The following is a 13,483-nucleotide window of genomic DNA, read 5'->3' as shown; positions in this document are numbered from 1 at the left end:
CCCCACCCGGTCGGCGGACCGGGTGGGGCGTGGTGTCCGGGTCAGCAGGGTGCGGCTCAGAGTGCGAGGCGCTGCCCGGGCACGATCAGGTCGGGATCCGAGCCGATGACGGACTTGTTGGCGGCGTAGATCCGCTCCCAGGTGGTTCCGTGCCGGTCGGCGATGCCGCTCAGCGTGTCGCCCTGGCGGACGGTGTAGTGGTGGCCGGAAGAGGCCCGGGACGCGTCGCGGTTGGTGTGGCCCGCTGGGCGCTCCGCCGTCTTCGACGGCTTCGCGGGCGTCGCCTTCCTGGTCGTCACGGTCTTCGCGCTCGTCGCCGGCTTCGCGCTCTTCGTGGTCGCCGTGCCGCGTGTGCCGGAGGAGGCCGCCTCGGGTGCGGAGCCGTACGCTCCGGCGCGGGCCGAACAGACCGGCCAGGCGCCCCATCCCTGGGCGTGCTGAACCTTGGTGGCGACGGCGATCTGCTGCGACCTGGAGGCCTGGTCGGCGGTCGACGCGTAGGCCGAGCCGCCGTACGCGCGCCAGGTGCCGGCGGAGAACTGGAGCCCGCCGTAGTAGCCGTTGCCGGTGTTGATGTGCCAGTTGCCGCCGCTCTCGCACTGGGCGATGCGGTCCCACACTCCGTTGTCGGCGGCGTTGGCGTTGCCGCTCGTCGCCAGTAGACCCAGCGGGGCGAGCAGCGCGGCCCCGGCGAGGATCGCCGTCTTACGCGCCTTGCGGGTGGTATCGGCACACTCGGACATGTAAATCCCTCTCCACTGACCCGGGCTCCCCCAAGGCGGAGCGCACTCGCCGCGCAGGACCGCGGTTCGTCGCGCTCGCCCCGTCCGTCCGAGCCGCTGCTGTCGTGCTTGCCTGGTGCGCGGTCGGTGGACGTTCCCGAGCGGTGCAAGTTGCACACGGCCGATGAATGTAAGAAGCCGGGCGAGCCGGGATCAACCAACTCCTTGTCATTCCAGGCCAGTTAACAGTTACCCCGGGTAGCGGCTATTTTCGGACACCCATTTCATTCGCCGATTTCCTAATATGTCGACCAGCGGCTCAAGCGGCGTGTGACGCACTTCACCGATCCAAGTACCTTGACTCTGCACGAAGTTGACGGGGAGTGGGCAATTCCGTACGACGGGTGACCCTGTGCGTTGGGTGGTTCGATTCCGTTCCCCTCGGGGCGTGACTCCCGCCACAGATCGCCCGTTGTCATCTTCATGAGCCCGGAACCCCCGGGGCTCATGGACCGGGAGCCACCCGGCCCTTCACGCACGCATCCCGAGGGAGCCACCCGTGCCGCGCATGCTCGACGTCAGCGACGCCGTACGCGCCGAGATCGGCGACGAAGAAGCCGACCGGCTGCTCGCCGGAGAGAACGCCCCGGGCAGTTACGACTGCACCTCCTGCCGCACCCCGGGCGACTCCAAGCAGGAGCGCACCAGCACCGTCCTGTTCATCGGGGACGAGACCGCTGTCCTCGCCTTCGCCCACGCCAGCTGCCTGCCCTCGCAGGTCGTCCAGGTCACCGAGGAGCAGTTGCAGGGCGCGGTGCGCTCCATCAGCGGCGACATCGCCTCCGGCGGGATGCCGAACAGGGCCGTGCCCGAGCAGGCCGTCCTCGGCGTGACCAGCGGGCTCGTCCTGATCGCCGGGGAGTTGCACCCGGCGCTCGTCGTGGAGCCCACCTCACCGATCGTGCGCCCGGGCACGACGGGCATCGGGGACGACTTCCTGCCGCTGCTCATCGAGCAGGGGTTCATGCCGGTGACGGAGCTGTCCTCGGTGCCCCCCGTGCTGCACGGCTGGTCGGTGCTGCTGGCCGTCGGGCAGCTGCACGCGGTGCTCCAGCCGAGCGCCAACGGGGGCCAGCCGGTCGCCTGGTGGCAGGCGCACCAGCCGCTGCAGGTGACGGACAGCTGGCGGGCCGCCGCCAACAAGCACCAGCAGGTGCTCATGTTCGCGGCCCCCGTGGGGTCCATCGGACGCCAGCCCCGGGAGGACCTGCTGCGCGACGCGCTGGACAAGGCCGCGGCGAACGGGAAGCTGGTCGCGGCGGCGATGCCGCTCGCGGGCACCTGAGGGAACCCGAGCAACCCCCGCGCGCCCCTGACGGGGCGGCGCGCGCCCGCATCCCTTCCCGTGCCCGGTCGTTTGGACATACGTGCACGCATACGACGTTCCCGGCCGCTCCCCCCTCCCGTCGATCCCGTCCGCCCGGGACCCCCAGGCCGGCCCATCGGCCACGCCGATCTACGACCGGCTCTACTCCGAGTGGGTCAAGTCCTTCCGCACGCTGCCGGGCGACCGCAGCGGCGAGGAGGATCTGGGCTTCACCGCCTTCGGGAGCATCCTGCACAGTACGGGCTCGTACGGCGGACACCGGCCGGGCACGTTCAGCAGCTCGTACAGCGCCTACCGGGCGGGCGCGTTCAGCGCCCGGAGCAACGGCGGGCAGCACCACGGGCAGTGGCAGCGGGTCGGACCGCTGACCCCGCACACCACGGGACTGCACCCCGTCCCGGCCCTGCCGCCAGGCCCGCGCCAGGGCGGCTGAGCCACAGGGGGCGGCCGACCCGCCGGGGGTACGAAGCACGAGAGGGCGGCTCCGGGAAGGAGCCGCCCTCTTCGTCGTACCGCTGTCGCGTCACTTCTTCTTCGCGCCGCGCTTCTCGCGCACCCGCACCGAGATGTGGATCGGTGTGCCCTCGAAGCCGAACTCCTCACGCAGCCGGCGCTCGATGAAGCGCCGGTAGCCCGCCTCGATGAAGCCGGAGGCGAACAGCACGAACCGCGGCGGCTTGGTGCCGGCCTGCGTGCCGAAGAGGATGCGCGGCTGCTTGCCGCCCCGGACCGGGTGCGGGTGGGCCGAGACCAGCTCGCCGAGGAAGGCGTTGAGGCGGCCGGTCGGCACGCGCGTCTCCCAGCCCGCCAGAGCCGTCTCGATCGCCGGGACCAGCTTCTCCATGTGACGGCCGGTGCGCGCCGAGACGTTGACCCGCGGCGCCCAGGCGACCTGGCCGAGCTCGGTCTCGATCTCCCGCTCCAGGTAGTAGCGGCGCTCCTCGTCGAGGGTGTCCCACTTGTTGAAGGCCAGGACGACCGCGCGCCCCGCCTCCACGGCCATGGTGACGATGCGCTGGTCCTGGACCGAGATGTTCTCGGAGGCGTCGATCAGAATGACGGCCAGCTCGGCCTTCTCGACGGCGGCCGCGGTGCGCAGCGAGGCGTAGTAGTCGGCGCCCTGCTGGAGGTGGACGCGCTTACGGATGCCGGCGGTGTCGACGAACTTCCACGTCACGCCGCCCAGTTCGATCAGCTCGTCGACCGGGTCACGGGTCGTGCCCGCCAGTTCGTTGACGACGACGCGCTCCTCGCCCGCCACCTTGTTCAGCAGCGAGGACTTGCCGACGTTCGGGCGGCCGATCAGCGCGATGCGGCGCGGACCGCCGATCGCGGTGCCGAAGGACTGCGCGGGCGCCTGGGGCAGCGCCTCCAGGACGGCGTCCAGCATGTCGCCGGTGCCACGGCCGTGCAGGGCCGAGACCGGGTGCGGCTCGCCGAGGCCGAGGGACCACAGGTAGGAGGCGTCGGCCTCGCCGCTCGGGCCGTCGACCTTGTTGGCGCAGAGCACGACGGGCTTGCCGGCCTTGCGCAGCAGCCGTACGACCGCCTCGTCGGTGTCGGTGGCGCCGACCTTGGCGTCGACGACGAAGACGACCGCGTCGGCGGCCTCGATCGCGTACTCGGCCTGGGCGGCGACGGAGGCGTCGATGCCGAGGACGTCCTGCTCCCAGCCGCCGGTGTCGACGACCTTGAAGCGGCGGCCCGCCCACTCGGCCTCGTAGGTCACGCGGTCGCGGGTGACGCCCGGCTTGTCCTCGACGACCGCCTCGCGGCGGCCGATGATCCGGTTCACGAGTGTCGACTTGCCGACATTCGGGCGGCCGACGACGGCGAGCACGGGCAGCGGACCGTGGCCCGCCGCCTCGATGGCGCCCTCGACGTCCTCCAGGTCGAAGCCCTCTTCGGCGGCGAGCTCCATGAACTCCGCGTACTCGGCGTCGCCGAGCGCCCCGTGCTCGTACTCGTGCTCCGAGCCGTCGGGCTGGATCTGGTCGTTCATGAAGTCCGTACCTCGTTCATCGTGGTGATCGGTGGATCCGCCCGATACGGCCTGATCCACTACTCAGTGTCGCCTAGCGCCCGGTGAGACGCCTGGCGTTTTCCAGGTGCGCGGTGAGCTGCTTCTGGATGCGCTCGGTCGCCTCGTCCAGCGCCTTGCGCGTACGGCGGCCGCTGCCGTCGCCCGCCTCGAAGGGGTCGCCGAAGACGACGTCGACGCGGGAGCGCAGCGGGGGCAGCGCCTTGATCAACCGGCCCCGTCGCTCGGCGCTTCCCAGGACGGCGACCGGCACGACCTGAGCACCGCCGCGGACCGCGAAGTACGCGAGCCCGGCACGCAGGGAGGCGAAGTCGCCCTCGCCCCGGGTGCCCTCCGGGAAGATGCCGAGCGCTCCCCCGTTCTGCAGGACGCCGAGCGCCCGGGTGATCGCGCCTCGGTCGGCGCTCGTGCGGTCCACCTGCAGCTGCCCGATGCCGGTCAGGAAGGAGCCCAGCGGACCGATGAACGCCTCCTTCTTGATCAGGAAGTGCACCGGCCGAGGCGCCACACCCATGACCATCGGGCCGTCGATGTTGTGGGAGTGGTTGACGGCGAAGATCACCGGGCCGCTCGCGGGCACCTTCCAGGCGCCGAGCACACGCGGCTTCCACAGCCCGTACATCAGGCCGACCCCGATACGCCGTCCGACCTCGGCTCCCCGCTCGGACGGGGTCTCGGACGGGGTCATGGACGCGGCTTCGTTCACTTCCCGGCTCGCCTCTCCTCGACAAGGGTGACCACGCACTCGATGACCTGCGGGAGCGTGAGGTCGGTGGTGTCCACCTCGACCGCGTCGTCCGCCTTGGCGAGCGGCGAGGTCTTGCGGCTGGAGTCGGCCGCGTCGCGCTTGATCAGCGCCTCACGGGTGGCGTGGATGTCCACGCCCTTGAGCTCGCCGCTGCGGCGGGCCGCGCGGGCCTCCGGGGAGGCGGTCAGGAAGACCTTCAGGTCGGCGTCCGGCAGCACGGTCGTACCGATGTCACGACCCTCGACGACGATGCCGCTCTCGGCGCCGGCGGCCAGCGAGCGCTGCAGCTCGGTGATCCGGGCGCGCACCTCGGGCACCGCGCTGACCGCGCTGACCTTGGAGGTGACCTCCTGGGTGCGGATCGGGGCGGCCACGTCGACGCCGTCGACCGTGATCGTCGGGTCGTTCGGGTCGGTACCGGAGACGATCTCGGGCTTGCCCGCCATCGCCGCGACCGCGGAGGGGTCCGCCAGGTCGATGCCGTTGGTCACCATCCACCAGGTGATCGCCCGGTACTGGGCCCCGGTGTCCAGGTAGCTCAGGCCGAGCTGCGCGGCCACGGCCTTCGACGTGCTCGACTTGCCCGTGCCCGAGGGGCCGTCGATCGCGACAATGACGGGCTGGGCGGTCCGGGCGGCGCCGTTTTCCACGGGGGGACACCTTCCTGGTGCTGGATGGGTGGTGTGCGGGACACGAATGCGCCCCGCACAAGGTTACTGGCTCCCCGGAGACCCGATTACGGGCGGACGGCCCGACCCCGCGCCGGGCGGCGGCCCGGCGCGCTCACTGGCGGATGGCCCAGCCCCGCTCGCGCAGCGCCGCGGTCAGCACCGGCGCCGTCTTCGGCTCCACCATCAGCTGCACCAGACCGGCCTGCTGACCGGTCGCGTGCTCGATGCGTACGTCCTCGACGTTGATCCCGGCCCGTCCCGCGTCGGCGAAGATGCGGGCCAGCTGGCCGGGCTGGTCGTCGATGAGGACCGCGACCGTCTCGTAGGCGCGCGGAGCGGTGCCGTGCTTGCCCGGCACCCGGACCTGCCCGGCGTTCCCGCGCCGCAGCACGTCCTCGATCCCGGCGCTGCCCTCGCGGCGCTTGGTCTCGTCGGCGGACTGCAGGGCGCGCAGGGCGCGGACGGTCTCGTCGAGGTCGGCGGAGACGTCGGCGAGGAGGTCGGCGACCGGCCCCGGGTTCGCCGACAGGATGTCGATCCACATCCCGGGGTCGGAGGCGGCGATCCGGGTCACGTCCCGGATGCCCTGGCCGCACAGCCGTACGGCCGTCTCCTCGGCCTTCTCCAGGCGGGCGGCGACCATGCTGGAGACCAGGTGGGGCATGTGGGAGACCAGGGCGACGGCGCGGTCGTGGGCGTCGGCGTCCATGACGACCGGCACCGCCCGGCAGTGCGAGACCAGCTCCAGGGCGAGGTTCAGCACCTCGGTGTCCGTGTCCCGGGTGGGCGTCAGCACCCAGGGGCGGCCCTCGAACAGGTCGCCGGTCGCGGCCAGCGGGCCGGACTTCTCGCGGCCCGACATGGGGTGGGTGCCGATGTACGCCGACAGGTCGAGGCCCTGGGCCTCCAGCTCGCGGCGCGGGCCGCCCTTGACGCTGGCCACGTCGAGGTAGCCGCGGGCCACGCCGCGGCGCATGACGTCGGCGAGGACCCCGGCCACGTGCGCGGGCGGAGCGGCGACGATCGCCAGGTCGACGGGGCCCTGAGGGGTCTCGTCCGTGCCGGCGCCCAGCGCGGCCGCCGTGCGGGCCTGCTCGGAGTCGTAGTCGGCGAGGTAGACGGTGACGCCCCGCTGGGACAGGGCGAGCGCGGCGGACGTACCGATGAGGCCGGTGCCGATGACGAGCGCGGTCCTCACTGGGCGATGTCCTTGCGCAGGGCGGCCGCGGCGCCGAGGTAGACGTGGGCGATGTCGGCGCGGGGCCGGTCCGACTCGATGTGCGCGAGGACACGCACGACCCGGGGCATGGCGCCCTCGATGTCCAGCTCCTGGGCACAGATCAGCGGTACGTCGACGATGCCGAGCTTGCGGGCGGCGGCCGCCGGGAAGTCGCTGTGCAGGTCGGGCGTGGCCGTGAACCAGATGCTGATCAGGTCGTCGGTGGTCAGCGAGTTCCGCTCCAGGATGGCGGTGAGCAGGGCCCCGACCTGCTCGTCCATGTGACCGGCCTCGTCCCGCTCCAGTTGGACGGCCCCCCGGACCGCTCGTACCGCCACGGCGCTGCTCCTTGCTCAGATGCGTATCGGCTCTTGGTCGGTCCAGCCTAGTCAGGCCGCGCCCGGCCGGTGCGCGGCGCCCGCCCGCTGAGACAGGGCCGACGCGAGCCGCGAACCCTCTCAATCTCACCCACATCGACCTATTCTGCTACTTGGTGTGAGAACACCCCCGTGCGCCTCTTTACGCCGGGGCCGCCGTCCGCTCTGATGACAGGCAAGCCCGCCTCGGGGGAGGCCGTCCCATGAAACGTCCCGGACCCTTGCTGACCCTGCTCGCGGGTCTGCTGTTCGGCCTGATCCTGCTGGCGCTCGACGCGACGACGGGGACGAGGAGCAGCACGTCCCCGTACCGGACGGAGTCGCCGAGCCCCTCGCCGACGGCGGGCGTCGCGTCACCGACGCCGTCCGCCACGTCCGCTCCGCCGCGGGCAGCCGTGCCGAACGCCTCCTACGCGGGGCGCACCGACGACGACTCCGCGTCGGTGGCCGTGTCGGTCCGGGACCGGAAGGCCATCGCCTACTTCTGCGACGGGCACAGCAAGGAGTCGTGGCTGAAGGGCGACGTCGCGGACGACGGCAGCATGAAGCTGACCGGCGGCCGAGGCGCCGAGCTGAACGGCACGCTCGGCGAGGGCACGAGCATCCGCGGCACGGTCGACGTCGACGGCGGCCACTACGCCTTCACGGCCGAGAAGGCGGTCAAGCCGTCGGGGCTGTACCGGGCGACGGCCACCGTGCGCGGCGCGAAGCTCGTCGGCGGCTGGATCGTGCTGGCCGACGGCCGCCAGGTCGGCATCGTCAGCCGCGACGGCAAGCCCGCGGCCGCTCCCCCCGTCGACCCCGGGACCGGCGCGGTCACGGTCGACGGCACCCGCCTGACGGCCCGCCCCGCTACTCCGTGACCCGAGCCCGAGGGAGCCGACCATGACCGTCGACCCGAACGCAGCCACCCAGGGCTTCCCCCCGCCCGAACCCCGCCCGAGCGCGGCCCGCTACCTCGTCCCGGCCCTGGTCGCCGCCGCGGTGTCGGTCGCCCTCGGCGTGTACGGCAAGGTCCACCAGCCGACGGGGATCGCCTTCAACCTCGCCGGATTCAGTAGCGCGGCGGCCGTGAAGTCGTGGCTGGCCACCACGGCGCTCTTCTTCGCGCTGGTCCAGGTCGTCTCGGCGCTGATGATGTACGGCAAGCTGCCCGGCCCGTCCTGGGCTTCGGCGCTGCACCGCTGGTCGGGCCGCGTGGCGTTCCTGGTGACGGTCCCGGTGGCGGTGCACTGCCTGTACGCGTTCGGCTATCAGACGTACGAAACGCGCGTTTTGTGGCACTCCATCCTGGGTTGCTTCTTCTTCGGTGCGTTCAGTGCCAAGATGCTGCTGCTCCGCTCGGAGCGGCTGCCCGGCTGGCTGCTGCCGTTCGTCGGCGGACTGGTGTTCGCCGTGCTCGTGGTGATCTGGCTGACGTCGGCCTTCTGGTTCTTCCGCACCTTCGGAGTGACAACGTGACGTTCGGAGTGACGACATGACCCACGCCCCCACACGGCGCACGGCCCTCGTGACGGGCGCCGCGGCGATCGCCGCGGGATGCGTCGGCTGCAGCGAGTACAACGACAACAACTCCTCCTCGTCCTCGGCCTCGCCCAAGTCGCCCACCTCCCCCGCGGCGTCCCCGCCGGCCGCCTCGTCCCCGGGTGCCGCCGCCGGGCAGGCACTGGCGACGACCAGCGAGATCCCGGTCGGCAGCGGCAAGATCTTCAAGGCTCAGAAGGTCGTGGTGACCCAGCCGACGAAGGACGACTTCAAGGCCTTCTCGGCCATCTGCACCCACATGGGCTGCACCGTGAGCAAGATCGCCGACGGCACCATCGACTGCCCCTGCCACGGCAGCAAGTTCCACATCGCCGACGGCTCGGTGGCCCACGGTCCCGCGACGAGGCCACTGCCCGCGGAGCAGATCACCGTGCAGGGAAATTCGATCCGCCTGGCGTGAGCCCCCGCGTACGCTCGCGGGCATGCACCCCGAGGACCTGGTACGCGACCACACGATCTACGCCTGCGTGATGGGTTCGCGCGCCTTCGGCCTGGCCACGGACGGCAGCGACACCGACCGGCGGGGCGTGTTCCTGGCCCCCACCCCCCTGTTCTGGGGCTTCGAGAAGCCCCCCACGCATGTGGAGGGCCCGGCACAGGAGCAGTTCAGCTGGGAGCTGGAACGGTTCTGCGAGCTGGCCCTGCGCGCGAACCCGAACATCCTGGAGTGCCTGCACTCGCCCCTGGTGGAGCACCTGGACGACACCGGCCGCGAACTGCTCTCCCTGCGCGGGGCGTTCCTCTCCCGGAAGGTGTACGACAGCTTCACGCGCTACGCCCTCGGCCAGCGCAAGAAGCTCGACGCCGACGTCCGTACCCACGGAGCCCCGCGCTGGAAGCACGCGATGCACCTGCTGCGGCTGCTGATGAGCGCCCGTGACCTGCTGCGCACGGGCGAGCTGCGGATCGACGTCGGTGACCGGCGGGAGCCGCTGCTCGCGGTGAAGCGGGGCGAGGTGTCCTGGCCCGAGGTCGAGGCCTGGATGACCCGCCTGGCGGCCGAGACCGAGGAGGCCGGTCACCGCACTCCCCTCCCGCCGGAACCGGACCACCGGCGGGTCGAGGACTTCCTGATCCGCGTCCGCCGCGCCTCAGCCGGCCGGCCGGACGCGCACCACGAGGTCGTGCAGGGCGTCGTGGGCGGTGGGGGCGTCAGGCAGCACTGAGGCGGCCTGGGCGTCGTCGAGCAGGGCGTGCAGCCGCTCCACGTCGGCCTCCACGCGCGCGTGCGCGACCTCGGCGGCCCCGTGCTCCCGCTCCGCCTTCGCGGCGATCAGGTCGGGCAGATAGGCGGGGGCGTCCAGTTCGCCCACGAGCGTGGGCAGATGGGCCTGCACCTGGCCGCTGCGCATCAGGTGGACGCCGGTGAGCAGCACACGGAAGGTGTACAGCAGCGGCTTGAGCTCGCCGGTCTTCTCGAACAGCCGCCACTGCGTCACCGCGAAGCCCCGGTAGTGGTGCGCGTGGTGGCTGGTGAGGACGCCGGGCGCCAGCGCGGCCAGCTCCCGGTGCGTGTCGGTGGAGTGCACAACCAGCGGGGAGAGCAGCTGCTCCAGGACGTAGCCGTTGCGGCGCAGCAGCAGCCGGGCGAACTTGCGCACGTCGTGGGTGACGAGGTCCATCTCGACGCCGTCGCGCACCCAGGTCCGCGTACGCGTCTCCTCGGGTTCGCGCAGCCCCACCAGGTCGGCGGCGGGCAGCAGATGGACGCCCCGCAGGTCCAGGTCGGAGTCCTGCGAGGGGAAGCCGTAGAGGTGCGCCCCGGAGACGGTCGCGAACAGCAGGGGGTCCGGCTGTTCGGCGACCACGGGCGCCAGGTCCATGTCGAGATCGTCGATCATGGACTAAGCGTCCCAGAGCGCTCCCAGGGTCAGCAGGTCGCCCCGGTATTCGATCCGGTCCGCCCAGTCGGCCGGCCAGGCGTCCTCGCCCAGGTAGGCGCCCGCGAAGGCCCCGGTGAGGCAGGCGATGGAGTCGGAGTCGCCGGAGGTGCAGGCGGCCCGGCGCAGGGCCGTGACCGGTTCGTCGGCGAAGAGGAGGAAGCACAGCAGGCCGGTGGCCAGGGCCTCCTCGGCGATCCAGCCCTCGCCGGTGGCCAGGCACGGGTCGGTCTCCGGCGACACCGTGCGCACGGCCTCGTCGAGCCGGTCCAGGACCTGGAGGCACTCGTCCCAGCCGCGCGCGATGAAGTCCTCGGCCGAGGGGTCGTGCGAGCGGGTCCACAGGTCGCCGAGCCAGGTCTCGCGGTAGTGGGTGCGGTTCTCGACGGCGTACGAGCGGAGCCGGTCGACCAGTGCGGCGGGTTCGGTGCCCTGGGCGAGCAGCCGTACCGCGCGGGCGGTGAGGTCGGAGGCGGCGAGCGCGGTCGGATGTCCGTGGGTGAGCGCGGACTGCAACTGGGCGGCGCCCGAGCGCTGTTCGTCGCTGAGGCCGGGGGCGAGTCCGACGGGGGCCACGCGCATGTTGGCGCCGCAGCCCTTGGAGCCGATCTGGCTGGCGTCCTGCCAGGGCCGGGTCTCGTCCTTCAGCAGGTCGCACGCCGTCAGGCAGGTGCGTCCCGGTGCCCGGTTGTTCTCCGGCGACTGGTACCAGTCCACGAACTCCTCGCGCACCGGCCGCGCCAGCCGCTCGGGCGCGAGCACCCCGCGGTCCATGGCCGTGCGCAGCCCGCGTCCCAGCGCCAGCGTCATCTGGGTGTCGTCGGAGACGAAGGGGCGCTTCGGCAGCTCCATCTCCCGCCAGGGCCCGCACTTGGCGAGGATCGAGGGCACGTCGTTGAACTCGGTCGGGAAGCCGAGCGCGTCCCCGAGGGCGAGGCCGATGAGCGCACCGGTGGCGGCGCGCTTGCGGACGGTCGTGGTCATGTGGGGCGTCCTTCCCGGGTCGGGCGGAGCAGGGGCGGGTGCAGGGCGGTGGCGGGGCCCACGCGGTAGAGGGCGGCCGGTTTGCCGCGGCCGCCGGTCAGCCGGGCGCCGCCCGGGACGGGTTCGACGAAGCCGGGGGTGGCGAGCACCTTGCGCCGGAAGTTGGGCCGGTCCAGGGCGAGGCCCCACACCGTCTCGTAGACCTGCTGCAGCTCACCCAGCGTGAACTCGGGCGGGCAGAAGGCGGTCGCGAGGCAGGTGGACTCCAGCTGGGCGCCGACCCGTTCGTGGGCGTCGGCCAGGATCCGGTCGTGGTCGAAGGCGAGCGGCCGGGAGGAGTCGTACGGCAGCCAGCGGGCCTGGACGGCGTCGCCCCCGCCGTGCGGTTCGGGAGCGTCGGGCAGTAGGGCGGTGAAGGCGACCGACACGACCCGCATGCGGGGGTCGCGGCCGGGCTCGCTGTAGGTCCGCGACTGCTCCAGGTGCAGCCCGGTGACGTCCGCCAGGCCGGTCTCCTCGGCGAGTTCCCGGCGGGCCGCCGTCTCCGCGGACTCGTCGGGCAGCACGAAGCCGCCGGGCAGCGCCCAGCGGCCGGCGTACGGCTCCTGTCCGCGCTCCACGAGCAGGACGTGCAGAGCGCCCGCGCGAAGGGTGAGCACGGCGAGGTCGACGGTGACGGCGAAGGGTTCGTAGGCGTACTTGTCGTAGCCCGCGGGTCCGCGGGGTTCCTCCGGAGCCGACACGACCACCACCCCCTTTTATAGTCATCACGACTATAAAAGGGGGTGGTGGTCACCGCAAGGGCGAGGGCGGTCGTGGCCGCCCTCGGCGGATCAGAGGTCGACTTCCTTCATCAGCATCCCGACCTCCGTGTTCGACAGGCGTCGCAGCCAGCCGGACTTCTGGTCGCCCAGGGTGATCGGGCCGAAGGAGGTGCGCACCAGCTTCTCGACCGGGAAGCCGGCCTCGGCGAGCATGCGGCGCACGATGTGCTTGCGGCCCTCGTGGAGGGTGACCTCGACGAGGTAGTTCTTGCCGGTCTGCTCGACGACCCGGAAGTGGTCCGCGCGCGCGTACCCGTCCTCCAGCTGGATGCCGTCCTTGAGGCGCTTGCCCAGGTCGCGCGGGATCGGGCCCACGATGGCGGCGAGGTAGGTCTTCTTCACGCCGTACTTGGGGTGCGTCAGACGGTGCGCCAGCTCGCCGTGGTTGGTGAGCAGGATGACGCCCTCGGTCTCGGTGTCGAGCCGGCCGACGTGGAAGAGCCGGGTCTCGCGGTTGGTGACGTAGTCGCCGAGGCACTGACGGCCCTCGGGGTCCTCCATGGTGGAGACGACACCGGCGGGCTTGTTCAGCGAGAAGAACTGGTACGACTGCGTCGCGACCGTCAGGCCGTCGACCTTGACCTCGTCCTTCTCCGGGTCGACGCGCTTGCCCTGCTCCAGGACGATCTCGCCGTTGACCTCGACCCGCGCCTGCTCGATGAGCTCCTCGCAGGCACGCCGGGAGCCGTAGCCCGCGCGCGCGAGGACCTTCTGCAGCCGCTCGCCCTCCTGCTCGGCGCCCGGGAAGGTCTTGGGCAGCTTGACGTCCTTCTTGCCCGCGTAGCGCTCGCGGTTGCGCTCCTCCGCCCGGGTCTCGTACTCGCGCGAGCGCCCGGGGGCCGTACGGCCGCGCCCGTCGCCCTGCTGGGACTGCTTGGGCCCGCCCTTGGCACCGCCGCGGGCGGCGCCGCCGCGCCCGGACTTGGGGCCGTCCTGGGTGGCGCCGGGGCCCACGTCGTAGCGGCGCTCCTCGGGGCGGGGCTTGCGGGGACGGCCCTGCCCCTGCTTGTCGTCCCTGTTGTTGCCGGCACCGCGGTAGTTACCGCGTCCGCCACCGCTCTTGCCGCTGCCGCTGCTTCGCATCA

16 protein-coding genes are annotated in these 13,483 nt (G+C 72.1%); 6 read left to right on the top strand and 10 right to left on the bottom strand.

What is annotated here, in order from left to right:
- Positions 1-56 precede the first annotated feature (56 nt).
- Positions 57-743 (bottom strand): transglycosylase family protein, encoded by a 687-nt coding sequence (locus tag ACWGKT_RS18745; protein ID WP_453274528.1) that lies wholly within the window; start codon positions 741-743, stop codon positions 57-59.
- Positions 744-1,281: 538 nt separating this feature from the next.
- On the opposite strand from ACWGKT_RS18745, the gene ACWGKT_RS18740 reads away from it, so the two are divergent.
- Both ACWGKT_RS18740 and ACWGKT_RS18735 read left to right on the top strand, forming a co-directional pair.
- Positions 1,282-2,067 carry a hypothetical protein gene (locus tag ACWGKT_RS18740; RefSeq protein ID WP_453274527.1) on the top strand — a complete coding sequence of 262 codons (786 nt, stop codon included), beginning with the start codon at positions 1,282-1,284 and terminating at the stop codon, positions 2,065-2,067.
- A gap of 82 nt (positions 2,068-2,149) precedes the next feature.
- The gene (locus ACWGKT_RS18735) at positions 2,150-2,542 is read left to right on the top strand and encodes a hypothetical protein (protein WP_453274526.1); all 393 of its coding nucleotides are present in this window, start codon (positions 2,150-2,152) and stop codon (positions 2,540-2,542) included.
- Between the two features lie 90 nt (positions 2,543-2,632).
- Here ACWGKT_RS18735 and der read toward each other — a convergent pair whose 3' ends face one another.
- The 5 genes from der to aroH all read right to left on the bottom strand — a co-directional run bounded on the left by der (position 2,633) and on the right by aroH (position 7,126).
- Positions 2,633-4,111: a ribosome biogenesis GTPase Der gene (gene der / locus ACWGKT_RS18730; RefSeq protein ID WP_356153949.1), complete on the bottom strand. Its 1,479-nt coding sequence runs from the start codon at positions 4,109-4,111 to the stop codon at positions 2,633-2,635.
- Between the two features lie 73 nt (positions 4,112-4,184).
- The gene (locus tag ACWGKT_RS18725; protein ID WP_453274525.1) at positions 4,185-4,838 is read right to left on the bottom strand and encodes a lysophospholipid acyltransferase family protein; all 654 of its coding nucleotides are present in this window, start codon (positions 4,836-4,838) and stop codon (positions 4,185-4,187) included.
- A gap of 14 nt (positions 4,839-4,852) precedes the next feature.
- Positions 4,853-5,548 carry a (d)CMP kinase gene (cmk, locus tag ACWGKT_RS18720; protein WP_356153954.1) on the bottom strand — a complete coding sequence of 232 codons (696 nt, stop codon included), beginning with the start codon at positions 5,546-5,548 and terminating at the stop codon, positions 4,853-4,855.
- Positions 5,549-5,681: 133 nt separating this feature from the next.
- Complete coding sequence (locus tag ACWGKT_RS18715) at positions 5,682-6,767, bottom strand: prephenate dehydrogenase (RefSeq protein ID WP_453274524.1); 1,086 nt, start codon at positions 6,765-6,767, stop codon at positions 5,682-5,684.
- Positions 6,764-7,126, bottom strand: coding sequence for a chorismate mutase (gene aroH, locus ACWGKT_RS18710; RefSeq protein WP_356153960.1), 363 nt, complete (start codon positions 7,124-7,126; stop codon positions 6,764-6,766). The genes ACWGKT_RS18715 and aroH overlap by 4 nt, the downstream gene beginning before the upstream one ends.
- Positions 7,127-7,368: 242 nt before the next feature.
- Here aroH and ACWGKT_RS18705 point away from each other — a divergent pair, with 242 nt between their 5' ends.
- The 4 genes from ACWGKT_RS18705 to ACWGKT_RS18690 are packed head-to-tail and all read left to right on the top strand — an operon-like array spanning position 7,369 to position 9,876.
- A complete protein-coding gene (locus ACWGKT_RS18705) occupies positions 7,369-8,028 on the top strand; it encodes a hypothetical protein (RefSeq protein WP_453274523.1) in 660 nt (219 codons plus the stop codon).
- A 22-nt stretch (positions 8,029-8,050) separates the two neighbouring features.
- Positions 8,051-8,626 carry a DUF6529 family protein gene (locus tag ACWGKT_RS18700; protein ID WP_356153966.1) on the top strand — a complete coding sequence of 192 codons (576 nt, stop codon included), beginning with the start codon at positions 8,051-8,053 and terminating at the stop codon, positions 8,624-8,626.
- 16 nt (positions 8,627-8,642) lie between these two features.
- Positions 8,643-9,110: a Rieske (2Fe-2S) protein gene (locus tag ACWGKT_RS18695; protein ID WP_453274522.1), complete on the top strand. Its 468-nt coding sequence runs from the start codon at positions 8,643-8,645 to the stop codon at positions 9,108-9,110.
- Positions 9,111-9,132: 22 nt separating this feature from the next.
- Positions 9,133-9,876: a nucleotidyltransferase domain-containing protein gene (locus tag ACWGKT_RS18690; RefSeq protein ID WP_453274521.1), complete on the top strand. Its 744-nt coding sequence runs from the start codon at positions 9,133-9,135 to the stop codon at positions 9,874-9,876.
- Here ACWGKT_RS18690 and ACWGKT_RS18685 read toward each other — a convergent pair.
- The 4 genes from ACWGKT_RS18685 to ACWGKT_RS18670 form a co-directional block, all read right to left on the bottom strand.
- Positions 9,802-10,551 carry a nucleotidyltransferase domain-containing protein gene (locus tag ACWGKT_RS18685; RefSeq protein ID WP_453274520.1) on the bottom strand — a complete coding sequence of 250 codons (750 nt, stop codon included), beginning with the start codon at positions 10,549-10,551 and terminating at the stop codon, positions 9,802-9,804. The two genes, ACWGKT_RS18690 and ACWGKT_RS18685, sit on opposite strands and share 75 nt — an antisense overlap.
- A 3-nt stretch (positions 10,552-10,554) precedes the next feature.
- Complete coding sequence (locus tag ACWGKT_RS18680; RefSeq protein WP_453274519.1) at positions 10,555-11,574, bottom strand: ADP-ribosylglycohydrolase family protein; 1,020 nt, start codon at positions 11,572-11,574, stop codon at positions 10,555-10,557.
- The gene (locus tag ACWGKT_RS18675) at positions 11,571-12,317 is read right to left on the bottom strand and encodes an NUDIX hydrolase (protein WP_453274518.1); all 747 of its coding nucleotides are present in this window, start codon (positions 12,315-12,317) and stop codon (positions 11,571-11,573) included. The genes ACWGKT_RS18680 and ACWGKT_RS18675 overlap by 4 nt, the downstream gene beginning before the upstream one ends.
- A gap of 90 nt (positions 12,318-12,407) precedes the next feature.
- On the bottom strand, positions 12,408-13,481 hold the full coding sequence (locus tag ACWGKT_RS18670; protein ID WP_356153982.1) for a pseudouridine synthase: 1,074 nt from the start codon (positions 13,479-13,481) through the stop codon (positions 12,408-12,410).
- Between the last annotated feature and the right edge of the window lie 2 nt (positions 13,482-13,483).

The organism is Streptomyces sp. NPDC054794, assembly GCF_053611585.1.
This window is presented reverse-complemented; position numbering and strand designations above follow the sequence as displayed.